General features: G+C 70.9%; 20 protein-coding genes. 11 read left to right on the top strand and 9 right to left on the bottom strand.

Annotated features, from left to right (window positions below; all coding sequences use genetic code 11):
* Positions 1 to 63: 63 nt before the first annotated feature.
* The 3 genes from ABTU92_RS02170 to ABTU92_RS02180 all read right to left on the bottom strand — a co-directional run bounded on the left by ABTU92_RS02170 (position 64) and on the right by ABTU92_RS02180 (position 3784).
* Positions 64 to 399: an antibiotic biosynthesis monooxygenase family protein gene (locus ABTU92_RS02170; protein ID WP_408087222.1), complete on the bottom strand. Its 336-nt coding sequence runs from the start codon at positions 397 to 399 to the stop codon at positions 64 to 66.
* A gap of 62 nt (positions 400 to 461) precedes the next feature.
* The gene (locus ABTU92_RS02175) at positions 462 to 1631 is read right to left on the bottom strand and encodes an energy transducer TonB (protein WP_408087224.1); all 1170 of its coding nucleotides are present in this window, start codon (positions 1629 to 1631) and stop codon (positions 462 to 464) included.
* Between the two features lie 8 nt (positions 1632 to 1639).
* Complete coding sequence (locus tag ABTU92_RS02180) at positions 1640 to 3784, bottom strand: TonB-dependent hemoglobin/transferrin/lactoferrin family receptor (protein WP_408087226.1); 2145 nt, start codon at positions 3782 to 3784, stop codon at positions 1640 to 1642.
* A gap of 315 nt (positions 3785 to 4099) precedes the next feature.
* On the opposite strand from ABTU92_RS02180, the gene ABTU92_RS02185 reads away from it, so the two are divergent.
* The 5 genes from ABTU92_RS02185 (at position 4100) to hutW (ending at position 9454) form a co-directional block, all read left to right on the top strand.
* Positions 4100 to 4309, top strand: a complete 210-nt coding sequence (locus ABTU92_RS02185; RefSeq protein WP_408087228.1) for a hemin uptake protein HemP — start codon at positions 4100 to 4102, stop codon at positions 4307 to 4309.
* A 7-nt stretch (positions 4310 to 4316) separates the two neighbouring features.
* Positions 4317 to 5312 (top strand): hemin ABC transporter substrate-binding protein, encoded by a 996-nt coding sequence (locus tag ABTU92_RS02190; RefSeq protein ID WP_408087230.1) that lies wholly within the window; start codon positions 4317 to 4319, stop codon positions 5310 to 5312.
* Positions 5309 to 6397, top strand: a complete 1089-nt coding sequence (locus ABTU92_RS02195) for a FecCD family ABC transporter permease (RefSeq protein WP_408087232.1) — start codon at positions 5309 to 5311, stop codon at positions 6395 to 6397. Before ABTU92_RS02190 ends, ABTU92_RS02195 begins: the two co-directional genes overlap by 4 nt.
* A gap of 151 nt (positions 6398 to 6548) precedes the next feature.
* Entirely contained in the window at positions 6549 to 7367 is an 819-nt protein-coding gene (locus ABTU92_RS02200) for a heme ABC transporter ATP-binding protein (protein ID WP_408087388.1), read from the top strand.
* A 20-nt stretch (positions 7368 to 7387) separates the two neighbouring features.
* Positions 7388 to 9454: a heme anaerobic degradation radical SAM methyltransferase ChuW/HutW gene (hutW, locus tag ABTU92_RS02205; protein WP_408087234.1), complete on the top strand. Its 2067-nt coding sequence runs from the start codon at positions 7388 to 7390 to the stop codon at positions 9452 to 9454.
* Between the two features lie 123 nt (positions 9455 to 9577).
* Here hutW and phnE (ABTU92_RS02210) read toward each other — a convergent pair whose 3' ends face one another.
* From phnE (ABTU92_RS02210) to phnD, 4 genes are all read right to left on the bottom strand, one after another.
* Positions 9578 to 10396 (bottom strand): phosphonate ABC transporter, permease protein PhnE, encoded by an 819-nt coding sequence (gene phnE / locus ABTU92_RS02210; protein ID WP_408087236.1) that lies wholly within the window; start codon positions 10394 to 10396, stop codon positions 9578 to 9580.
* Positions 10397 to 10550: 154 nt separating this feature from the next.
* Positions 10551 to 11360: a phosphonate ABC transporter, permease protein PhnE gene (gene phnE, locus ABTU92_RS02215; protein WP_408087238.1), complete on the bottom strand. Its 810-nt coding sequence runs from the start codon at positions 11358 to 11360 to the stop codon at positions 10551 to 10553.
* A gap of 4 nt (positions 11361 to 11364) precedes the next feature.
* Complete coding sequence (gene phnC, locus ABTU92_RS02220) at positions 11365 to 12234, bottom strand: phosphonate ABC transporter ATP-binding protein (protein ID WP_408087240.1); 870 nt, start codon at positions 12232 to 12234, stop codon at positions 11365 to 11367.
* Between the two features lie 37 nt (positions 12235 to 12271).
* Positions 12272 to 13231 (bottom strand): phosphate/phosphite/phosphonate ABC transporter substrate-binding protein, encoded by a 960-nt coding sequence (gene phnD, locus ABTU92_RS02225; protein WP_408087242.1) that lies wholly within the window; start codon positions 13229 to 13231, stop codon positions 12272 to 12274.
* Between the two features lie 381 nt (positions 13232 to 13612).
* Here phnD and ABTU92_RS02230 point away from each other — a divergent pair, with 381 nt between their 5' ends.
* The 6 genes from ABTU92_RS02230 to ABTU92_RS02255 all read left to right on the top strand — a co-directional run bounded on the left by ABTU92_RS02230 (position 13613) and on the right by ABTU92_RS02255 (position 20233).
* On the top strand, positions 13613 to 15232 hold the full coding sequence (locus tag ABTU92_RS02230) for an ABC transporter substrate-binding protein (protein WP_408087244.1): 1620 nt from the start codon (positions 13613 to 13615) through the stop codon (positions 15230 to 15232).
* Positions 15233 to 15423: 191 nt separating this feature from the next.
* Positions 15424 to 16437: an ABC transporter permease gene (locus ABTU92_RS02235; RefSeq protein WP_408087246.1), complete on the top strand. Its 1014-nt coding sequence runs from the start codon at positions 15424 to 15426 to the stop codon at positions 16435 to 16437.
* Positions 16438 to 16618: 181 nt separating this feature from the next.
* Positions 16619 to 17473 carry an ABC transporter permease gene (locus ABTU92_RS02240; RefSeq protein ID WP_408087248.1) on the top strand — a complete coding sequence of 285 codons (855 nt, stop codon included), beginning with the start codon at positions 16619 to 16621 and terminating at the stop codon, positions 17471 to 17473.
* Positions 17470 to 18441 (top strand): ABC transporter ATP-binding protein, encoded by a 972-nt coding sequence (locus ABTU92_RS02245; protein ID WP_408087250.1) that lies wholly within the window; start codon positions 17470 to 17472, stop codon positions 18439 to 18441. Before ABTU92_RS02240 ends, ABTU92_RS02245 begins: the two co-directional genes overlap by 4 nt.
* Entirely contained in the window at positions 18438 to 19517 is a 1080-nt protein-coding gene (locus ABTU92_RS02250) for an oligopeptide/dipeptide ABC transporter ATP-binding protein (protein ID WP_408087252.1), read from the top strand. Before ABTU92_RS02245 ends, ABTU92_RS02250 begins: the two co-directional genes overlap by 4 nt.
* A complete protein-coding gene (locus ABTU92_RS02255; RefSeq protein WP_408087254.1) occupies positions 19514 to 20233 on the top strand; it encodes a GntR family transcriptional regulator in 720 nt (239 codons plus the stop codon). The genes ABTU92_RS02250 and ABTU92_RS02255 overlap by 4 nt, the downstream gene beginning before the upstream one ends.
* Here ABTU92_RS02255 and atzF read toward each other — a convergent pair.
* Both atzF and ABTU92_RS02265 read right to left on the bottom strand, forming a co-directional pair.
* Positions 20178 to 21980: an allophanate hydrolase gene (gene atzF / locus ABTU92_RS02260; protein ID WP_408087256.1), complete on the bottom strand. Its 1803-nt coding sequence runs from the start codon at positions 21978 to 21980 to the stop codon at positions 20178 to 20180. The genes ABTU92_RS02255 and atzF overlap by 56 nt on opposite strands.
* A gap of 296 nt (positions 21981 to 22276) precedes the next feature.
* Positions 22277 to 23194 (bottom strand): NAD(P)-dependent oxidoreductase, encoded by a 918-nt coding sequence (locus tag ABTU92_RS02265; protein WP_408087258.1) that lies wholly within the window; start codon positions 23192 to 23194, stop codon positions 22277 to 22279.
* Positions 23195 to 23361 lie beyond the last annotated feature (167 nt).

A 23361-nucleotide genomic window follows, 5' to 3' on the forward strand; every position in this document is an offset into this window, starting at 1 on the left:
CTTAACCTCTCCCCGCGCAGCGGGGAGAGGGAAGAAGCCGCGCCTCACGTCTGATGAATCTCGTTACGCCGCGTCGGCGCGCGGGCGGACCGTCTGCTTGACCTCGAAGCCCTCGAACTTCGGATGCTCGAGATAGAGCGGCCCGGTGCCGGAGTTGTCGGCGCGGGCATGCGCCTTGCGGAATTCGTCCGACGTGGTCCACGCCTCGAAGTTCGCCTTGGTGGCCCACACGGTATGCGACGAGTAGAGCGTGTGGTCCTCGGCCTCCGGGCCTTTCAGCAGGTGGAACTCGACGAAGCCCGGCATGCGATCGAGATAGGTCTCACGCGTCGTCCAAACGGTCTCGAACGCGGTCTCGCTGCCCTTCTTCACCTTGAAGCGGTTCATCGCAATGTACATCGGGGGTCTCCTGTCTGGCGGTTTGGCTGGATTGAACCCTGAACGCTCCGTGAAGTGAAGCGTCATCGAAGGAAGAAGCTGACCGGCACCGAGAAGCTCATCCCCTGCCCGCTCGGCGGCGCCGGGAACGGCGAGGCGCGGCGCACCATCGCGGTGGTCTCTTGGTCGAGGCTGGCGATGCCCGACGAGCGGCCGAGCCGCACCGAGGTGACGCGCCCGGATCCGTCGATCGAGAAGCTGACGCTGGTCGCGCCCTGGTGCCCGGCGGCGCGCGCCGAGGCCGGGAACTGCTTGTGGCGGGCGAGATGCGCGGCGACGATGCCGCGGTAGTTGGTGTTGAGGTCCGAGCGGCCGCGGCCGAGCCCGCTCGCCGCGCTCGACGCGACGCTGGCCGTCGCGGTCGGGGTCCGCTTGGCGACGCGCTTCTTGGTCTCGGTCTTGGCCTTCGGCTTAGGCGCCGGCTTGACCTCGGGCGGCTTGACCTCGGGCGGCTTGGGCTGCGGCTTGGGCGGCTCGGGCGGCACCACCGCGATGGTCTCGGGCGCCTCCTCCTCGATCACCGGCGCCGGCTCGGGCGGCGGCGGCTCCTTCACGGGCTCGGACTCCGGCGGCGGCGCCACCGCCACCTGCTCCTCGACGGGTGGCGGCTCCTCCGGCGTCGGCTCGACCTTCGCTTCCTCGGGCGGCGGCTCCTCGACCTTTTCAGGCGGCTTCTCGTCGGGCTGCGGCGTCGGCTCGCCGGTCGAGGCCGTGCTGGTCGTCTCCGAGTCGCCCGGATCGGGCGCCAGCCCGGCGAGTTGGTCGGCCCCCAGGACCATCTCGACCGAGATCACCTCGAGCCCGATGCTGGCGGCCGGCGGCGGATCGCGGAAGAACGCGGTGAAGACCGCCCCGTGCAGTGCGACCGAGCAGAGCAGCACCAGTGCGGTGCGGCTCGCCGAGCCGGCCTTGGCGCCGACGACGGCGCGATCGTCCGCGGTCGCCGGCGGCAGCGGCGGCGCCGCGTGATTGCCCGGCCCGTGATCACGTGTCGCCCGCACGTGGGCGAGCGACACCACGTTCCCGCCGCGCGTGGTCCCCTCGCCCGCCGAAACTCCGTCGCCACGCGGATCGGTGTCGCGCCGCAGCTCCACGGGCGGGGCATACGTCGGGACGTCGGTGTCGAGGGTGCGGCCCGGCACGACCATGAGCAGGCCGCGCCGGGGATCGATCGGGGCACGCGAGGCTTTCATGTCGGGGCTCAGGCTCCTCCGAAGCGGATCTTGACCGAGCCCTTGAACGTGATGCCGGGCGCCGGCGAGGCCCACAGAAGGTCGTTCTGGGCGCCGACGTCCGCGCTTTTCGCGATCGCATAGGGCCGGTAGTACTGGTTGAGCAGATTGTCGATGCCGAAGCTCATCAGCACGTCGGGCGTCGGCTGGTAGCCGAGATAGACGTTGACGAGGTTGTACGAGCTCGCCGGGATGTAGTTGGCCGGGATGTCGTCGTTGGACGCGACCGCGGCCCAGCGCACCATCGCGGTGATCTTGCGATCGAGGAAGCGGGCGCCGACCGTGGCGACCAACCGGTCGCCCTGGATGCGCACCAGGCCGACGCCGGTGTCGACGTTCTTGCCGCGCTGGATCGTGCCGGCGAGCCCGACGAACCAGCCGCCGGTGTCGTACATGGTCTCCGCCTCGAAGCCCTCGATGCGGGCGTGCGGGATGTTCTGGTACTGATAGAACTGCGGCAGGCTCGGGTTGGTGCCGCCGAAGCTCGTCAGCTCGATGTAGTCGTAGACGTCGTTGCGGAAGACGTTGAACTTGCCGCGGAACGTCGCGCCCGCGAGGAACACGTTGTCGTATTTCAGGTTGACGCCGGCCTCCTTGTTCTTGCCGACCTCGGCCGCGAGGTTCGGGTTGGGCAGGAAGCAGAAGCTGCCGAAATTGCCGTCCGAGCACAGGAAGCCGGGCTCGAACGTGCTGGCGCGGGCGTGCGCGCCGCTGATCACGGTCTCGGTCAGCGACGGCGCGCGATAGCCTTCGGCATAGGTGACGTAGGGCGTGAAGCCGTCGATCGGCGTCACGCCGATCGTGACCTTCGGCGACACGCGGTCGCCCGACGAGCCGCCGCCCGTGCCGGAGAGCTCGTAGGTGTCGTAGCGGGCCGCGCTGATCACCTCGAGCCAGGTCGCGTAGTTGCTCTTCACCTGCACGAAGGCGCCGCCGACGGTGCGCTCGCCGCCCGGTGTCGTGACGTCGGACACGCCGCGCGGATCGATGGTCTCGACCGTGTCGCGGAACGCATCGCCGCCGACCGTGACCGCGTGGCGGAACCCGAAGGCCTCGAAGCGCGACGTGTTGTTGGCGTCGAAGCCGACCGTGTCGAGCAGGTAGCTGCGCTCGTCGCCGACACAGCCCGAGACCGCGTTGCCGGGCACGCCGGTGCGGCAGGGCGAGGCCGACGAGGTCGAGATGTGCTGCGTCTTCACCTGCTGGGAGTCGGTACGGTTCCAGTAGACGTTGGCGTCCCAGTCGATCAGCTGGTTGTCGGGCCGCTGATAGCGCCAGCGCGCCGCCGTGGTGATGTTGGTGAGGTCGGTCGCGTAGACCGAGGTGCCGCGGCTGCTGACGCCGCCGATGGTGCGGGTCGGCTGGCCGGCGTCGTACTGATAGTTCTGGAAGATGCCGGTGAACTTCACCTCGTGCCCGTCGGCCGGACGGACCGTCAGCTTGGTGATGGCGCTGCCGACCTGGTTCCAGGAGTTGACCACCTCGGTGCCGGAGCCGTCGTCGTAGTTCGCCTGCTTCTTGAAGCTGCCGCCGGCGAAAAAGTCGATGTTCGGGTTGACGTGGACGCCGCCGAACACCGAGGCGAGGCCGCTGCCGTGATTGCTGCCGACCTGGGTGTGGGCCTCGGTGCCCCACCGCTCGCCGGGCCGCACCACGTCCTGGATGTCCTTGGTGCGGAACGAGGCGACGCCGCCGATGGCGCCGGACCCGTAGATGTTGGCGGTCGGGCCGCGCACGATGTCGACGCCGCCGATCAACTCGGGATCGAGGAAGAAGGCGCCGCTCGCGCCGTGCCCGGTGCGCTGATAGTTCTGGCGGGCGCCGTCGACCACCACGGCGACGCGGCCGAAGTCCTGCAGGCCGCGGATGTTGATCGAGGTCGACGGCTCGTCGCCGCGATCCTGCACGGCGACGCCGGGCACCGCGATCAGGAGATCCGACAGGCGCTTCGGCAGGATCTGGTTGATCTGATCCATGCGCACGGTCGAGACCGGCGCGAGGGAGTCGATCGCCTTCTCCTCGGTCTTGGTCGCCGTCACCGTGATGGCGTCGAGGGACTCGACCGCCTGCGCGTTCGCGCCCGTCCCCGACGACGCCAGCATCGCGGCCGTCATGGCGATCGTCGATGCACCCAGCAGAAGCCTGCCGGCTCCCCGCCCCTGTCCAACCATGTGAGCCCCCACTCGCGGTTCTGATTGTCGTCGCGGGCTGGCGGGCGAGCCGAAGACCGGCTGCTTGCTGGCTAGACGTCGCGGTCCCGTTCGGGTTCCGCGGTTAAGACTTGCCTTTGGTAACTGACTGTATTACGGCACGTCAAGGAAGACTATGAGAGTTTAGAAACTCTCTAATGATCGAGTATCTAGTCTAAAATGTCTCTAAACTATAGAAGTCGTCAAGACTATTCAGTACAAAGCGGAACAGGCCCCGAGATGAACCGCACCGACATCGACCGAGGATCCGTTTCCGCCACCCCCGCATCCGCGAACGACACTCGTGCTGAACGCAGCGTGACGGTGGTGGACCATCGGATCGAGAGCCGTGATCTGTTCGTCGCCACCCGCGAGATCATCATTTCACACGGGCCCGACGCCTATCGGTTGCGGCTGACGGCGCAGAACAAGCTGATTCTGACCAAGTGAGGCTTTCATGACACGGACGCGCCCGCGGCTCCGGCGTCTCGCGGCGGCGATGCTGGTCGGCACCGGCCTCTTCTCCGCGGGCCTCGCGCCGACGCACGCCGCCGAGATCGTCGTGAATGACGCGACCGGCCGCGACGTCACCGTGACGGACGCGCGCCGCATCGTCGCGATCGGCGGCTCGGTCACCGAGATCCTCTACGCGCTCGGGCTCGACGCGCGCGTCATCGCGGTCGACACGACCAGCATCCATCCGCCGAGCGCCCTGAAGGACAAGCCGAATGTCGGCTACATGCGCCAGCTCTCGCCGGAAGGCATCCTGGCGATGTCGCCGTCGCTGGTGCTGGCGCTCGACGGCTCCGGCCCGCCCGAGGCGCTGACCGTGCTGCGCGCCGCCAAGGTGCCGTTCGTGCAGGTGCCGGACCGCTTCACCCCGGCCGGCATCCTCGACAAGATCCGTCTCGTCGCGGCGGCCGGCGAGCCTTCGCGCGGCGAATGCCTCGCCTCCGCCGTGGCGCAGGAGCTCGCCGCGGTCGCCCAGCAGCCGCGCCCGGCGGGCCGGCCGCCCCGCGTGCTGTTCGTCCTCTCCTTCGTCAACGAGCGCGCCATGGTGGCGGGTCGCGACACCGCTGCCGACGGCATCATCCGCATGGCTGGCGCCGAGAACGCGATGGCGGATCTCGCCGGCTACAAGCCCGTCGGCGACGAGGCGATCATCGCGGCGAAGCCCGACGTGGTGCTGATGATGGAGCGCCCGGGACAGGCCTTCACGGCCGACGCCGTGCTGTCGCGGCCCGCCTTCGCGATGACGCCGGCCGGCGCCACCAAGGCCTTCGTGTCGATGAACGGTCAGTATCTGCTCGGCTTCGGCCCGCGCACGGCGCTCGCCGTCCGCGACCTCGCCGAGCGGCTCGCCGCGTTCGGCGACACCGCCGCGAAACCGCAGCGGGTCGCCGACACCATGGCGGCTCGCCACGACGCCGCGCTGGAGGCGTGCCTCAAATGACCGAGGCCGCGGCCCGCCATCCCGCCCTCGTGGCACGCCGCGGCCCGCCGGGCCTGCGGGCGCTGCCGCGCTGGATGGTGATCGCCGGGCTCGCGCTGCTGCTCCTCGCCGCCGCCGTCGCGTCGGCCGGCATCGGCGCCGCCGGCATCCCGCCAGGCCGCCTCCTCGCCGCGCTCGGGCTCGCCGACGGCAGCGCCGCCGATGTCGCCCGCGACCGGCTGATCCTGGTGTCGATCCGGCTGCCCCGCGTCGTCATGGCGATCGCGGTCGGGGCGCTGCTCGCGACCGCCGGCGCGATCATGCAGGGGCTGTTTCGCAATCCGCTCGCCGATCCCGGCCTGGTCGGCGTCTCGGCCGGCGCCGGCCTCGCGGCGGCGACGACCATCGTGCTGGGCGACAAGCTCTTCGGCGGCATCGTCGGCCTGGAGGCGCTCCCCGCCGCCGCCTTCGTCGGCGCGCTCGGCGTCACGGCGCTGCTCTACCGCATCGCCACCCGCGAGGGCCGTACCTCGATCGCGACGCTGCTGCTCCGCGGCCTCGCCGTGGCGGCCTTGGCGGGCGCCGGGACCGGTCTCCTCGTCTTTCTCGCCGACGACCGGCAGCTGCGCGACATCACGTTCTGGACGCTCGGCTCGATGGCCGGGGCCACCTGGCCGAAGGTGTGGGCGATGCTGCCGTTCCTGGCCGCCGTCCTGGTCTCGCTGCCGATGATCGGGCGCGGCCTCGATCTGCTCGTGCTCGGCGAGGCCGAGGCGTTCCACATGGGCGTGCCGGTGGAGAACCTGAAGCGCTTCGCCATCGTGCTGATGGCCGCTGCGGTCGGCGCCGCCGTCGCGGCGAGCGGCGTGATCGGTTTCGTCGGCATCGTGGTGCCGCATCTCCTGCGCCTCGTGATCGGCCCCGGACATCGCATGCTGCTGCCGGCCGCCGTGCTGTTCGGCGGCCTCGTGCTGCTGATCGCCGACACGATCGCCCGCACGGTCGCGGCGCCGGCCGAGCTGCCGGTCGGCATCGTCACGGCGCTGATCGGCGCCCCGTTCTTCCTCGCGCTCCTGCTCCGCCAGCGCGCCGTGGTGGGCCTATGACCATGATCATCTCGCTCCCTCCGTCATTCCGGGGCGCGCGGAACGCGCGAACCCGGAATCCAGCAACGTGTTCGGAGGGTGCGGCTGGATTCCGGGTTCGCGCCGCTGGCGCGCCCCGGAATGACGACAAGGCGCGGGACGTCCGATGAGCATGATCGCGGCGACGGGCGTGACGGTGCGGGCGGGGCGGGCGACGCTGCTCGACGGCGTCGATCTTGCCGTCGCACCCGGCGAGACGGTGGCGATCGTCGGCCCCAACGGGGCCGGCAAGTCGACGCTGCTGCGCGTGCTCTCCGGCGACATCCGGCCCGCCGCCGGCGCCGTGTCCCTGAAAGGCGCGGCGCTCGCGAGCTATCATCCGAAAACGCTTTCAAGCCATCGCGCCGTGCTGTCGCAGAGCATCGCGGTGGCGTTCCCGTTCACGGTCGACGAGGTCGTCCGCATGGGCACGGGCGACGCACACGGCGCGGCCGCTGACGCCCTGGTGGAGGCGGCGCTCGCCGAGGTCGATCTGCTGCCCTGCCGCGACCGCATCATCACGACGCTGTCGGGCGGCGAGCAGCACCGCGCCCATTTCGCCCGTGTGCTGGTCCAGCTCGCCCGCGGCGAGGCCGACCACGGCCCCGGCCTGCTGCTGCTCGACGAGCCGACCGCGGCGCTCGATCTGCGCCATCAGATCGATTTCGTCGCGACCACGCGGGCGCGCGCGAAGGCCGGGACGGCCGTCGTCGCCGTGCTGCACGATCTCAATCTCGCGGCCTCGTTCGCCGATCGGGTCGTGGTGATGCACCGCGCCCGCATCGCCGCGTCGGGGCCGGCCCAGAGCGTCATCACGGCCGAGATGCTGGCGCGGGTGTTCGAGGTCGAGCTGGCGAGCTGCGGCCTGCCGATCGGCACGCCCTGCGTGTTGCCGCACATGATCACGCCGCGCACCGGGCGACCGGTCGGCGGCCCGCGCCCAAGGAGCTGAGCGGGCGCACGGAGGTTGGAATGCACGGGATCGCGACACGGCCGGCGGCGGGCGTCGGCCATCCGGGGGAGGCGCATCCGCACGCCGGCGGCGGGCACCCGCATGCCGGAGGGCATCCGCACGCCGGCGCGCACCCGCACGCGGGCAGCCATCCGCACGGGGGCGGGCACGCCTCCGGCGGGATGCGCGACCACCCGGCCTCGGCGCCGCAGAGCCTGGAGTCCTTCCTGGTGCCGCCGGGCCGCGACGCGCTGACCGAGGCCTTCGCCGGCCGCAGCTTCGCGCCGCCGTGGCGCGGCAGCACGGCGATCGACCCGGCCGAGGCCGAGGCGGTTCTGGCCCGGGTGTTCGAAACGCCGCGCGAAGAACCGGCGCTCGCCTATCTGCACGTGCCCTATTGCCAGAGCCGCTGCCTGTTCTGCGGCTTTTTCCAGAACGTCTGGCGCCCGGAGGCGGCCGAGGCCTATGTCGACGACATCGTCGCGGAGCTGGCAGCGCGCGCGACGACGCCGCTGGTCGCCTCGGCGCCGATCGCCGCCGTCTATATCGGCGGCGGCACGCCGACCGGCCTGCCCGCCGCCGGGCTCGCCCGGCTGGTCGCGGGACTGCGCACCCATCTGCCGCTCGCGCCGGACTGCGAGGTCACGCTGGAGGGACGCTCCTACGACTTCGGCCTGACCAAGGCCGTGGCGGCGATCGGGGCGGGCGTGAACCGCATCTCGCTCGGCGTGCAGAGCTTCGACACCACGATCCGCCGCCGGCTCGGCCGCAAGCTCGCCGAGGAGGAGCTGCGCGCCGCGATCGGCGAACTCGTCGCGCTCGGACGAGCAAAAATCGTCTGCGACCTGATCTACGGCCTGCCCGGCCAGACCGAGGAGACCTGGGCGCACGATCTCGACACGGTGGCCGCGCTGGGGCTCGACGGCGTCACGCTCTACGCGCTGAACATCTGGGGCGGCGGGCCGCTGTCGCGCGCCATCGCGGCCGGAAAGCTGCCGCCGGCGAGCCCGATCGCGCGGCAGGCCGAGGCCTATGCGGCCGGCGTCGCGCGCCTGACCGCGCTCGGCTTCCGCCAGGTGTCGCAGTCGCATTTCGTCCGGTCCGACGCGGAGCGCAACGTCTACAATGCCGGCATCAAGCGCGGCATGCCGTGCCTCGCCTTCGGTCCCGGCGCCGGCGGCCAGGCGCACGGGGTGCGCTGGCGCAACGTCATCGAGATCGCGCGCCGCCGCGCCCTGCAGGCGGAGGGTCGCGCGCCCGTCGAAGGGCTCTCGCGCATGCCGGTCCGCTACGCCGCCCAGGCGGCCATCACGGCCGGGCTGGAGAGCGGCAGTGTCGACCTCGCCGTCGTCGATTCGCTCGCGCCCGGCTTCGCCGCGGCGGCGGCGCCGCTGGTCGCCAACTGGCGTGACGCCGGCCTCGTCGCGCCCGACAGCGAGGGCGGGAGCGAGCGGCTGCGCACCACCACGGCCGGCGCGTTCTGGATCACCAATCTCACCAGCGGCCTCTACGCGGCGCTCGACCGTGCCGCACAGCCATCGACGTCCTCCAAGGAGCCTCGCATGACCGATACGGCCCTCGCCGCCCCTGCCCCGTCGCCCGACGCGCTCGCGGCCCAGCTCGCCGCCAATCCGGACGGCGTCCTCGAGGTGCTGGCCCGCCAGCACGGCGTCTCGACGCTCGCGGCGACCCGCATGCTGCCGGCCGCCAACTGCACGTTCGCGCCGGCCGAAAAGTTCGCCGACGTGATGGGCGAGCTGACCGGCTGGGGCACGATGCTGTTCATCGTCCACACGCCGAGCATCGTGCTGGAATGCGCCGGCGCGATTCCGCCCGGAGAATTCGGCCGCGGCTACTTCAACCTGCACGGCGACAGCCCGATCGGCGGCCACATCAAGGCCGACCGCTGTACGGCGATCGCCTTCGTGCGCCGCCCGTTCATGGGCCGCGAGAGCTGCTCGATCCAGTTCTTCGACGGGGACGGCGAGGCGATGTTCAAGATCTTCGTCCGCCGCCTGCCCGACCGCAGCATGGATCCGGAGCAGGTGGAGAAGTTCGAGGCGTTGCGGGCGACGCTCGCGGGGTGAGACATCGTCGTCATTCCGGGGCGCGTGCGCAGCACGCGAACCCGGAATCCAACCTCGACCGCCGAAAGCGCCGCTGGATTCCGGGTTCGCACCTCCGGTGCGACCCGGAATGACCCGACGGCCTCAGATGATCGCGTGGCGCACCTTGGCCGAGACCCACTCGCTCACCATCACGGTGGCGAGGACGACGAGCAGGATCAGGCTCACCTGCGACCAGGCGAGCGTGTTGAGCGACGCCTCGAGCGACAGGCCGATGCCGCCGGCGCCGACCAGGCCGACCACGGCGGACTCGCGGATGTTGATGTCCCAGCGGAACACCGTGATGCCGGCGAAGGCCGGCATCACCTGCGGGACGATGCCGTAGTCCATAACCTGCAGGGCGGAGGCGCCGGTCGCCTGCATGGCCTCGACGGGCGCCGGGTCGATCTCCTCGATCGCCTCGTAGATCAGCTTGCCCATGAAGCCGACCGAGCGCAGCGCGATCGCCACGATGCCGGCGAGCACGCCGGGGCCGAGGATCGTGACCAGCAGCAGCGCCCAGATCAGCGAGTTGATCGAGCGCGACGCGACGATGATCAGGAGCGCGACCGGCCGCACCAGCGCGACGCTCGGCGTCGTGTTGCGGGCCGCCAGCACGGCGACCGGCACGGCGATCGGCAGCGCCAGCAGCGTGCCGAGCGTGGCGATCGCCAGCGTGTCCCACAACGGGCGCAGGAGCTCGCCGAGATAGGACCAGCGCGGCGGCACCATGCGGGCGCCGATGTCGGCGCCTTGGCGCGGCGCGTCCCACACGAAGGCCCAGATGGTGTCGCGCGTCATCTCCTCCCAGGCGGCGACGACGAGCGCGACCAGCAGGAGCCACGCGAACCAGCCGACGAGCACGCGCCTGCGCGTGGTGCGCCGCCACACCGGCGTGCCGTCGATGGCGCGGCTCACCGGCATGGCGTCACGTCCAGGCCATCGTTGTCGTCACTCCGGGGCGCGGCGAAGCCGCGAACCCGGAGTCCAGCGGCGCACTGGGAGTCCTTGGCTGGATTCCGGGTTCGCGCCGTTGGCGCGCCCCGGAATGACCAGAGCTGACCCGCGAGCACCGGCATCACTGGATCCTCTTGCGCACCAGGCCGGAGCCGTACTCGGCCGCCATCACGATGGCGATGATCAGGATGAGGATCGCGGCGGCGCTGCCGTACTCGTAGCGGTCGAGCGCGGTGTTGAGCGTCGCCCCGATGCCGCCGGCGCCGACGATGCCGACCACGGCGGACTCGCGGAAGTTGATGTCGAGCCGGTAGAGCGACAGGCCGATCAGCCGCGGCATCACCTGCGGCCGCACCGCGTACTCGACGAGCTGCAGCCACGAGCTCCCGGTCGCCCGGATCGCCTCGACGGGCGCCGGGTCGATGTCCTCGATGTCCTCGGCCAGGAGCTTGGCGATGAAGCCGATGGTGGCGATCGTCAAGGTGAGAAAGCCGGCGAACGGGCCGAAGCCGACCATGGCGACGAACAGGATGGCGACGATCACCTCGTGGAAGCTGCGCGACAGCGCGACGACGGCGCGGCAGACCAGATAGACGGGCAGCGGCGCGAGGTTGCGGGCGGCGCCGATGCCGATCGGGATCGCCAGCAGGATGCCGGCGACCGTCGACGTCACCGTCATGGTGAGGCTCTCGCGCATGCCGAGCACGATGTCGCCCCAACGGCTGGCGAAGTCCGGGCTCATGAAGCCGGCGAGCAGGCGGGCGCCGCGCTGGAGGCCCTCCGCGAGCCGCGCCCCGTTCACCTCGACCGAGCCGACGGCGAGGACGAGATAGAGGATCGCGCCGCCATAGAGCGCGACGCGCAGCCACGGGCGCGCGACGAAGGGCGGGCGGCGCCAGTGATCGGGATAGGATGCGGCGGCGAGCGTCACGGCGTCACTCGGCGGCGGCGCGCAGCGCCGCGATCGGCGGCGCGGACGCGGACGCAGGCGGGACCGCGAGCCCCGACGTGGACGCCTGACCGTCCTCGTCCGCCTCGGCCTCGCCCGCGCGCGCCGTGCGAGTCCAATCCTCCTCGCCGTAGATGCGGGTCAGCACCGTGGCGTCGAGCCCGGACGACGGCCCGTCGTAGACGACCTCGCCGGCCTTGAGCCCGACGATGCGGCAGAGGAACATCTGGGCGAGCGCGACGTCGTGGATGTTGACGATGGCGGCGAGGCGGCGCTCGGCGCAGACCTCGCCGATCAGCCGCATGATCTGCCGCGACGTCTTCGGGTCGAGGCTCGCGGTCGGCTCGTCGATCAGCAGCAGGTCGGGATCCTGCAAGAGCGCACGGGCGATGCCGACGCGCTGACGCTGGCCGCCAGAGAGCGCGTCGGCGCGCTTGTCGACGTGATCGAGGAGGCCGACGCGGTCGAGCGTCGCGAAGGCGTTGCGCACGTCGTCGGGCGGGAAGCGGCGCGTCAGGCTCCGCCAGAACGGCACCGTGCCGAGCCGGCCGGCCAGCACGTTCTCCATCACGGTGAGCCGCTCGACCAGCGCGAACTCCTGGAAGATCATGCCCATGCGGCGACGCAGGCGGCGCAGCGCGCGGCGCGACGCGCCCGTCACCTCGTCGTCGCCGAGCAGGATGCGGCCGGAGGTCGGCTCGACCAGCCGGTTGACGCAGCGGATCAGCGTCGACTTGCCGGCGCCCGACGGGCCGATCAGGCCGATCACCTCGCCGGCCGGCACCACGAGGTCGACGCCGCGCAGCGCGGCGTCGCCGGTGCGGTACTGCTTTCGCAAGCCCTCGATCCGCAGCATGCCGGCTCCACTCTCGCCCGTGACAGTGCTCGTCGGATCAGCCCTTGCAGTCGTAGGAGACGCCCATCGCCTTGTCGATGTCGCGCACCACCTCCCAATGCTGCTTGAAGGTGATCGGGATGAACTTCTCCTGCGGCGGCTCGGTCGACTGGAACTCCTTGAGCAGATCGCTGCCGGTCCAGTCGAACGAGAAGAACGCCTCCTTCACCTTGGCGGCCAGCTCGGGCTTCAGGTTGTAGACCATGCCGTAGCCGGTGGTCGGAAAGGTCTGCGACTTGTAGATCGAGACGAGCTGATCCTTCTTGACCACGTTGCGGGCCAGCATGCGCAGCATCACCGAGTTGGCGATCGCCGCCACCGGATAGTCCTTGTTGGCCACGCCGATCACCGAGTTGTCGTGCTTGCCGGAGAACACCGGCTCGTAGTCCTTGCCCGGCTCGAGCCCGAACTTCTCGCGCAACAGGGCGGACGGCGCCTTGTAGCCGGAGTTCGAGGTCTGCGACGTGAACGCCATCTTCTTGCCGCGGATCTCCTCCGGCTTGGTCACGCCGGAGCCCGGATACGTGATGATCTCCATCTCGTAGCCGTACTCGCCCTTGAGCGAGGCCATCATGGCGAAGGGCACGAAGCCCGAGCAGTTGACGGCGATCGGGTTCGACCCGGTGTTGAAGCCGGCGACGTGCAGGCGGCCGGCCCGCATCGCCTCGAGCTGGGCGGCGTTCGACTGCACCGGGAAGAACTGCACCTTCTTGCCCGTCACCTTCTCCATGTGGCGCAGGAAGCCGTCCCACACCTTGGCGTAGACGGCAGGGTCCTCGACCGGCGTGTAGGCGAAGATCAGCGTCGACGGATCCACCCACTGCTTGGGATCGGTCGGCGTGTCGGCGACGAGATCGCCGTCGGCGTCGGTGTAGCGGGCATCGAGCGCGGCGGCGGTGAACGGCTGCAGGGCGAGGGCGAGGGCGCCGAGAAGGGCGCCGAGGCGGCGAACGCGCATCGCGAAGTCTCCATGTGCGCCCCGTCGCCCACCGGCGGCTGTCCGATGACGCGCCGCGGCCGGGGCCGGGGTCCGAACCGATCGCGTAGGCCGCTCGTATTACAGTGATGTGACGATTGTGACCGGCGCCGCCGACGAGCGGCCCGAGCCGGAAGAACACTCTCAGGCCTGCCTACTCATTAGCCATACCGCCCTCTCTTGTATGCAATCGAGGCGCGCCTCACCCCCGGTCGGCCGACCTGGGCGCTCCCGTCCCCGGCGCACCTTCTCTCGCGAACTCAAGCGGTTGCGCCGTCGATGCGGCGCGCTCGGCCGAGTTGGCACGCGGCTTGCGGAATGTCTCTCGCCCCGCGCCCCCGCCCTGCCATTCGGAGAACGAGAATGAAGCGTCGTGACGTCCTCAAATCGATGACGGCCCTGGCGGCCGGCAGCATGCTCCCGGCCCCGGCGATCTGGTCGGAGGCCAAGGCGCAGGCCCGCAACGAGACGCTGCTGCTGGTCTCCGAGAGCGGGCCGAACAATCTCGACATCCACGGCGTCGGCACCAACCGCCCCGGCTACGAGGTCGCCTGGAACTGCTACGACCGGCTGATCTCGCACGGCACCAAGACCCTGGAGAACGGCGTCGCCTCCTACGACCGTGACAAGTACACGCCGGAGCTGGCCGAGGACTGGAACGTCACGGACACCTCGGCGACCTTCAAGCTGCGCAAGGACGCGACCTTCCACGACGGCACCCCGGTGACCGCCAAGGACGTGAAGTGGTCGTTCGACCGCGCCGTGACGGTCGGCGGCTTCCCGACCTTCCAGATGAAGGCCGGCTCGCTGGAGAAGCCCGAGCAGTTCGTCGTCGTCGACGACCACACCTTCCGGGTCGACTTCATCCGCAAGGACAAGCTGACGATCCCGGACATCGCCGTGATCGTCCCGTCGATCTTCAATTCCGCGCTGATGAAGAAGAACGCCACCGAGAAGGACCCGTGGGCGATGGAGTACGCCAAGGCCAACACGGCCGGCGGCGGTGCCTACAAGGTGACGAAGTGGACGCCCGGCACCGAGGTGATCTACGAGCGCAACGAGACCTGGAAGGGCGGGCCGCTGCCCAAGATCAAGCGCATCGTGTGGCGCATGGTGCCGTCCGCCGGCAACCGGCGCGCCCTGATCGAGCGCGGCGACGCCGACATCTCGTTCGACCTGCCCAACAAGGACTTCGTCGAGCTGAGCCAGGCCGGCAAGGTGGCCGTGGTGTCGAGCCCGATCGGCAACGGCATTCAGTACATCGGCATGAACGTGACCAAGCCGCCCTTCGACAAGCTCGAGGTGCGCCAGGCCGTCGCCTACGCGATCCCCTATCAGAAGATCATGGACGCCGTGATGTTCGGGCTCGCCAAGCCGATGTTCGGCGCGCCGGAGGGCGCCGCCCTCTCGGTCGCCTGGCCGCAGCCGCACGGCTATGTGACGGATCTCGCCAAGGCCAAGGCGCTGCTCGCCAAGGCCGGCCTGCCGAACGGCTTCGAGACGACGCTCTCGTTCGATCTCGGCTTCGCCGCCGTCAACGAGCCGCTGTGCGTGCTGGTACAGGAGAGCCTCGCCCAGATCGGCATCAAGGCGACCATCAACAAGGTGCCGGGCTCGAGCTGGCGCGCCGAGATGACCAAGAAGGAGATGCCGCTGATCTCCAACTTCTTCTCGGGCTGGCTCGACTATCCCGAGTACTTCTTCTTCTGGTGCTATCACGGCCAGAACGCGCTGTTCAACACCATGAGCTACCAGAACAAGGAGATGGACGCGCTGATCGACGCCGCCCGCAAGGCGGCCGCCGAGGGCGACACCGCCGCCTACGACAAGGACGTGAAGGGTTTCGTCGCCAAGGCGTTCGACGACGTGCCGCGCATCCCGCTGTTCCAGCCTTATCTGAACGCGGCGATGCAGAAGAACGTCTCCGGCTATCGCTACTGGTTCCACCGCCAGCTCGACTACCGCACGCTGAGCAAGGCGTGAGTGAGAGGCACGGCGCGCCCGCACGACGGGGGCGCTCCCTCTCCCCGCACGCGGGGAGAGGGGTGGGGTGAGGGGGCGCCTCCGTATCCACGAGATGCCCCCTCACCCGACATTCGCGCTGAACGCGCGAATGTCGACCTCTCCCCGCGCGCGGGGAGAGGTGAGACCGGCGTCACGCAGCGGAGCGCACCATGCCGACCCTGATCCTCAAGCGCCTCGTGATGACGATCCCGAGCCTGATCGGCGTCGTGATCGTGACGTTCCTGCTCACCCGCGCGTTGCCGGGCGATCCGGCCGCCTATTTCGCCGGGCCGGCCGCCAGCACGGAAGCGATCGAGCAGATCAGGAAATCGCTCGGGCTCGACCAGCCGCTCCCCGTGCAGTTCGTCGACTATGTCGCGGCGCTATCGCGCGGCGATCTCGGCACCTCGCTGACCACCGGCCAGCCGGTGGCGGCCGAGATCGCGGCGCGGCTGCCGGCCTCGGCCGAGCTGACGCTGCTCGGGCTACTCGTCTCGATGGCGATCGCCGTGCCGCTCGGCATTCTCGCGGCGACCAAGCCCGGCTCGATGATCGACCACGCCTGCCGCATCGTCACCACGGCGGGCGTGTCGCTGCCGGTGTTCTTCACCGGGCTGATCCTGGTCTATGTGTTCTATTATCTGCTCGGCTGGGCGCCGGCGCCGCTCGGCCGGCTCGGCGTGTTCGACAGCCCGCCGCCGACCGTGACGGGCTTCTATCTGATCGACAGTCTCCTGACCGGCGATGTTCCGACCTTCTGGGCCAGCCTGAAGCAGCTCGCGCTGCCGGCCCTGACGCTCGGCATCTTCGCCCTCGCGCCGATCGCCCGCATGACGCGCGCCTCGATGCTCGCCGTGCTCTCCTCCGACTTCGTGCGGACGGCGCGCGCCTGCGGCCTCGCCTCCTACACGGTGGTCGTCACCTACGCGTTCCGCAACGCCATGCTGCCCGTGATCACCACGCTCGGCATGGTGTTCTCGTTCCTGCTCGGCGCCAACGTGCTGGTGGAAAAAGTGTTCGCCTGGCCCGGCATCGGCTCCTTCGCGGTCGAGGCGCTGATCGCCTCGGACTTCGCGCCCGTCCAGGGCTTCGTGCTCACCATGGCGGTGCTCTACGTCGCCCTCAATCTGGCGATCGACCTCCTCTACGGCCTGATCGACCCCCGCGCGAGGATGGACGCATGAACGCCCCCGGATTCGTCATGGCCGGGCCTTCCTCCGCCCTCGTCCTGAGGAGCGGCCGCAGGCCGCGTCTCGAAGGGCGGGGGCGGCCCATGGTTCGAGACGCGCTCTTGCGGAGCGCTCCTCACCATGAGGCCGGGACAGGCCGATCGATGACCCTCTCGCTGAGCACGAGGCGCAACCCATGACCGCCCTCGTCGCCACGCTGCGTCATGCCCGCTATGTCGTCTCCGAGAACCCGGTCACCGGGCTCGCCTTCGGGCTGTTCGTCGCCATCGTCCTCACCGCGCTGTTCGGGCCGTTCCTGGTGCCGCACGATCCGCTCGCCTCCAACACCGCGATGGCGCTGCAGCCGCCCTCCGCACGGTTCTGGTTCGGCACCGATCAGCTCGGGCGCGACATCTTCTCGCGCGTGATCGTCGCGACCCGGCTCGACTTCGGTATCGCGGTCGCCTCGGTCGTGCTGGTGTTCTGCATGGGCGGGCTCGCCGGCGTCGCGGCCGGCTTCTTCGGCGGCTGGACCGACCGAATCGTCGGCCGCATCGCCGACACCATCATGGCGTTCCCGCTGTTCGTCCTCGCCATGGGCATCGTCGCGGCGCTCGGCAACACGGTGCAGAACATCGTCATCGCCACCGCGATCGTGAATTTTCCTCTGTACGCGCGTGTCGCGCGCGCCGAGGCGAATGTCCGGCGCGAGGCGGGATTCGTGGAAGCCGCCCGGCTGTCCGGCAACGGCGAGTGGCGAATCCTCGTCCTCCAGATCCTGCCCAACGTGATTCCGATTCTGGTCGTGCAGATGTCGCTCACCATGGGCTACGCGATCCTCAACGCGGCCGGCCTCTCCTTCATCGGCCTCGGCGTGCGCCCGCCGACGCCCGAGTGGGGCATCATGGTCGCCGAGGGCGCCGCCTTCATCGTCTCGGGCGAATGGTGGATCGCCTTCTTCCCCGGCCTCGCGCTGATGATCGCCGTGTTCTGCTTCAACCTGCTCGGCGACGGCCTGCGCGACATCGTCGATCCGCGGAGGCGAACATGACGGCGGCTCCTGCCCTTCTGGTCGAAGATCTCTCCGTCGCGTTCCGCACGCGCTCCGGCACGGTGCGGGCGCTGGAGCGGGTCAGCTTCGCGGTGCCCAAGGGCGAGACGCTGGCGATCGTCGGCGAGTCGGGCTCCGGCAAGTCGGTGACGGCCTATGCCGTGATGGGGATTCTCGATCCGGCCGGACAGATCACGTCGGGACGCGCCATGCTGGGCGGCCTCGATCTGCTCGCCGCGACCGCCGACGAGGTGGCCGCGGTGCGCGGGCGCGAGATCGCTATGATCTTCCAGAACCCGCGCACGGCCCTCAACCCCATCCGTCCGGTCGGCCGGCAGATCGCCGACGTGCTGATCCGCCACGCCAACGTGCCGCGCCGCGAGGCGCCGGAGCGCGCCGTCGAGCTCCTGCGCGCGGTCGGTATCACGGATCCGGGGCGGCGTGCGAAGGCCTATCCGTTCGAGATGTCGGGCGGCATGTGCCAGCGCGTGATGATCGCCATCGCGCTCGCGGCGAAGCCTTCGGTGCTGATCGCCGACGAGCCGACCACCGGGCTCGACGTGACCACCCAGGCCGTGATCATGGATCTGATCGGCGATCTCGCCCGTGACATCGGCATGGCGACGATCTTCATCACCCACGATCTGGCGCTCGCCGCCCAGCGCGCCGACCGGATCGTCGTCATGCATGCGGGCCACGTCGTCGAGAACGCGGCGACCCAAGAACTGTTCGCGCGGCCGCGCCATCCCTACACGGCCGAGCTGATCGCCGCGACGCCCGACGCGGCGACGAGCCTGCGCGATCTCGCCTCCATTCCGGGCGCGCTGCCGGATCTGCGCCGGCTCGACCTGCCGGCCTGCCGCTATGCGGAGCGCTGCCCGCGGCGCCTCGCCGACTGCGACGCCGCGCTGCCGCCCGCCCTCGCGATCCCCGAGCACGTCGTCGCCTGCCGGAACCCGCTGTCATGACCGCGCCCCTCGCCGTGACCGAGCATGCCGCCACCATCCACGACGCCCCGCCCGCGGACATGCCGCTGCTCGACGTCGCCGAGCTGGAGAAGCGGTTCCCGGTGAGCGGCACGATCGGCCCGCTCGGCCGGCTGCGCCGCCGCATGAAGGGCGGCCCCGTCCACCTGCCCCACGTTCACGCCGTGGACGACGTGAGCTTCGTGATCAGGAAAGGCGAGACGGTCGGGCTGGTCGGCGAATCCGGCTGCGGCAAGTCCACGCTGGTGCGCGTGCTGACCCGTCTGCTCGATCCGTCGGGCGGCATCGTGCGGCTCGCCGGGCGCGAGCTGTCTCTCACCCCGGCGCGGCGCTTCGCCAAGGATCCCGACCGCGGCCGCATCCAGATGGTGTTTCAGGATGCCGGCGAGAGCATCAATCCGCGCTTCACGGCCTTCGCGGCGATCGCCGACCCGCTGCGCCGGTTGCGCGGCCTGAAGGGCGCGGCCCTCACCGCGAAGGTCGAGCGCGCCGCCGACCAGTGCGGGCTGCCGCGCGCGCTGCTGACGCGGTTTCCGCATCAGCTCTCGGGCGGCCAGCGCGCCCGCGTCGGCATCGCCCGCGCCGTCGCGGTCGAGCCCGACCTCCTGGTGCTCGACGAGCCGACCGCGGCGCTCGACGTCTCGGTGCAGGTCGTGATCCTGCAGCTCCTGGAGACGCTCAAGGCCGATCTCGGCATGAGCTATCTGTTCGTCTCGCACGATCTCGGCGTGGTGCGGCTGATCTGCGACCGCGTGCTGGTCATGTATCTCGGCAAGATCGTCGAGTCCGGCCCGGCCCGCGAGGTCTTCGCGAACCCGCTGCATCCCTACACGCGCGCGCTCGTCGACGCCGCGCCGAGCCTGCACGATCGCGGCGCCGGGCGCATCCGGCTGCAGGGCGAGCCACGCTCGCCGATCGATCCGGATCCGGCCGTCTGCCGCTTCTACGGCCGCTGCCCGAAGGGCACCGACCGCTGCACGACCGCGATGCCGGCGCTGCGCCGCTTCGGCGACCGCGAGGTCGCCTGTCACTTCGCCGAGGAGATCCCGTCGCGATGAGCAGCACCGACACCGGGCGGCGCACGCTCGCCGAGGAGCTGCGATTGCAGCTCGCCGACGAGATCGTACGCGGCGCGCTCCAGCCCGGCACCGCGCTCGACGAGAGCGAGCTCGCGCGCCGATTCAAGGTGTCGCGCACGCCGGTGCGCGAGGCGATCCGCCAGCTCGCGGCGAGCGGCCTGGTCGACTCGCGGCCGCATCGCGGCGCCGTGGTGGCGCGGCCGAGCGACGCCCAGGTGGTCGGCATGTTCGAGGTGATGGCCGAGCTCGAGGCCCTGTGCGCCGGCTTCGCCGCCGAGCGCATGACGGGGGCCGAGCGGCGCGCGCTCGAGGGCGTGCACGAGGACCTGCGCGCGCTCGTCCGGCTCGGCGATCCGCAGCGCTTCCACGAGGCGAACGAGGTCTTTCACGGCGCCGTCTATGCCGGCGCCCACAACGCCTATCTGACCGAGATCACGGTGGCGACGCGGGCGCGGCTGCAGCCGTTCCGCCGCGCCCAGTTCCGCAATCTCGGCCGGCTCGCCAAATCACACGGCGAGCACGACCGCGTCGTGCAGGCGATCCTGCGCGGCGACCGCGACGGCGCCGTCCGCGCCATGCAGGCCCACATCATGACGGTGTGCGAGGAGTACGGCGTCTACGCCGACACGCGCGGCGTGCTCACGCCGGAGCCGCCCCTTTCGCGAGGAACGCGCGCCACCCACCCGACGCCGTGATGTCGCGGGCGCCGGCGACCGCCTCGGCCTCGACCAGGAAGCACTTCACCACGCGACCATCCGCCAGCGTCGCGTTGCCGATCGACAGCGGTGACGGCACCGCGGCGACGAAGCGGCCGAAGCTCTCGGCCGACAGCGCCCACAGCTCCACCTCGATGGGCCCGCCCGAGCCCGCGGCGACGCGCAGGAGCCCCGGCTTCGGCGGCGTCGTGCCGGGCAGCGCGAACAGGCGATAGTCGGCGGCGGTCCGCGTGGTCTCCAGATAACGACCGCCGAGCCCGGTCAGCTCGTGATTGAGCGGCAGACCGGTGAGATGCGCGCCGACCGCGGCCAGCACGACCTCGCCCTCCCGCGGTGCCGGCGCGAGCGGCGGCAGGTCGGGCTGCGGCACTCCGAGCGCGCCCAGCGGCAGGCCGGTTTTCGCGTGCAGCACGCGACCGAGCGACGCCAGCGCCGCGTCGCGGCCCGCCGGCGCGAGCAGCGTGACGCCGAACGGCGTGCCGTCCGCGGCGATGGTCGCCGGCACGGCAAGCCCCGCCATGTCGAGCAGATTGACGAAGTTGGTGTAGGTGCCGAGCCGGCTGTTGAAGAGGATCGGCTCGGCCTCGAGCTCCGCCACCGTGTAGGCGGCCGGCGCGGTCGGCACCATCAGCAGGTCGACATGCGCGAGCGTCTCGCGCGCCCGCACGCGCAGCTCCTGCAGCTTGTAGAAGGCCTGGAAGGCGTCGACGGCGGTCGGCCGGCTGCCGCCCAGCACGATCTCGCTGGTCACCGGATGCACGTCGTCGGGATGCGTCGCCATGAACTCGCCGACCGCGGCGAAGCGCTCGGCGACCCACGGGCCCTCGTAGAGCAGGCGCGCCGTCGCGTAGAACGGCGTCATGTCGAGATCGACCAGCGTGGCGCCGAGCTCGGTGGCGATCTCCAGCGCCCGCAGGAACGCCGTCTCGGCCCGTCCGTCGCCGAAGAAGATGCGGTCGGCGTGGCGCGGCACGCCGATGCGCAACCCCGTCGCCAGCGGGCCGAGCGCCACGGCCGGAAAGCTGCGCGTAAAGGCGTCCGCCGGATCCGGGCCGGCCATCGCGGCGAGCGCCAGATGGGCGTCGTCGGTGGTCAGCGCGAACACCGAGATCGTGTCGAGCGAGCGGCAGGCCGGGACGACGCCGGTCGCCGGCACGAGGCCGAGGCTCGGCTTCAGCCCGACGATGTTGTTGAGCCCGGCCGGCACGCGGCCGGAGCCGGCCGTGTCGGTGCCGAGCGCCAGGGGCACGATGCCGGCGGCGACCGCGACGGCGGAGCCCGAGGACGAGCCGCCGGGCACCAGCGCCGGATCGTGCGGGTTGCGCGGCGTGCCGTAGGGCGAGCGCACGCCGACGAGGCCGGTGGCGAACTGATCGAGATTGGTCTTGCCGATCACGATGGCGCCGGCGGCGCGCAGCCGCGCCACCGCGGTCGCGTCCCGCGTGGGCATGTAGGCGAAGCCCGGACAGGCCGCCGTGGTCGGCAGGCCGGCGACGTCGATGTTGTCCTTCACGGCGATCGGCACGCCGTAGAGCGGCTTGCCGGCCGGGCCTTGCGACGCGACCGCGCGCGCCTCGGCGATCGCCTCGGCCTCGTCGCGCAGCGTGATGAACAGGGCGGGATCGTCGTAGGCGCGGGCCCGCGCATAGGCGCGCGCGACCGTCTCGGCCGGATCGGCGCGACCGCTGCGATGCGCGGTCACGATGTCGACGACGGTCTCCGCCACGGGCTCCCCCTCGTGCTGCCGGCCTGCGCCGGATGCCTTGTCATGCACATGCCTTGTCAGCACGAGATTCGTGCAAGCGCAATGCCAGGATCAGAGGCGTGCGCAGACCGAACGGCTGGACGCGGCTTCGTGTCCCGGACGCGGTGCGTCGCACCGCGAGCCGGGACCCAGGAGCCATGAGGCGATGCGATTGCCGTGCGGCCCTGGGTCCCGGCTCTGCGGCGCCTCGGGCCTTCGGCCCGCTGCGCCTTGGCCGGGACACGCGGCGGAGGGGCTCGTCAACTCAGCAGGATGCGTCAGCGATCGTGGCGCTTCACCCCTCGCGTGCGTTGGCGGCGGACGTGCTCGATGATGGCCGAGTTGTCCCAGTCGCCCTCGCCGGCCGCGATGCAGCCGGCCATCGCCTCGGCATAGGCGGCCGCGAAGGGCAGCGCCTGGCCGTGCTCGCGCGCCGTGCCGAGGATCAAGGCGAAGTCCTTCGCCGACTGCGACACCTTGCCGGCGGTGGCGAAGTCGCGCGCGATCATCTTGCGGCCCTTGACATCCATGGCCTGCGAGTAGGCGGCGGAGTTGCGCGCCGCCTCGAAGAAGGCGTCGAGCGGCAGGCCGAGCAGATCGGCGTAGACGAGCCCTTCGGCGAGCGCCGCGCGGTTGAGGCCGAGAATCAGGTTGGTGGCGAGCTTCGCCTTGGCACCGTTGCCGACCGGGCCGAGATGGAAGGACTTGGCGCAGACCGCCGCGACGATATCGCGCGCCGCGTCGAGCGCCGCCGGCTCGCCGCCGACCAGGCACACCGCCTCGCCGCGCGCGACCTGATCGCTCGCGCCGGACAGCGGCGTCTCCAGGAAGCCGAGCCCGGACGGCGCGAGCCGCGCCGCGAGCGCCACCATGCGGTCGGGATCGCAGGTCGCGAAGTTGAGGACGAGGGTCGTGCGGCGCGACGCCGGATCGACCGACAGGATCCCGCCCTCGCCTTCGATCACGCTCTCGACCTGATCGCTGTTGAACACCGCGATCAGTACACGCTCGCAGCGCCGCGCGATCTCCGCGACCGTGTCGACCGCGGTGCCGCCCAGCCCGGCGAGGCGGGCGCGGGCATCGGCCGCGATGTCGGTGCCGACCACGGCGAAGCCGGCGCCGAGCAGACGCTGCGCCAGCGCCGTGCCGATGAGACCGAGGCCGATCAGGCCGACCGGCGTGCGCGAATCCTGCATGACGAGATCCTGACGATGAGGGAGATGGGACGGATGCGGACGGAACCGACGCGAGGCGGGTCGCCGACGATCCGAAGGTCGCCGGCGCTGTCGCTTGTTCTAACGCGTCGTGTCGCGCTTGTCAGCGGCTGGCTCGTCAGGCGTCGCGCGCGGCCGCGCGATCTCGG

Origin of the sequence: Rhodoplanes sp. SY1 (genome assembly GCF_046000175.1) — a bacterium.
Classification (GTDB): domain Bacteria; phylum Pseudomonadota; class Alphaproteobacteria; order Rhizobiales; family Xanthobacteraceae; genus Rhodoplanes.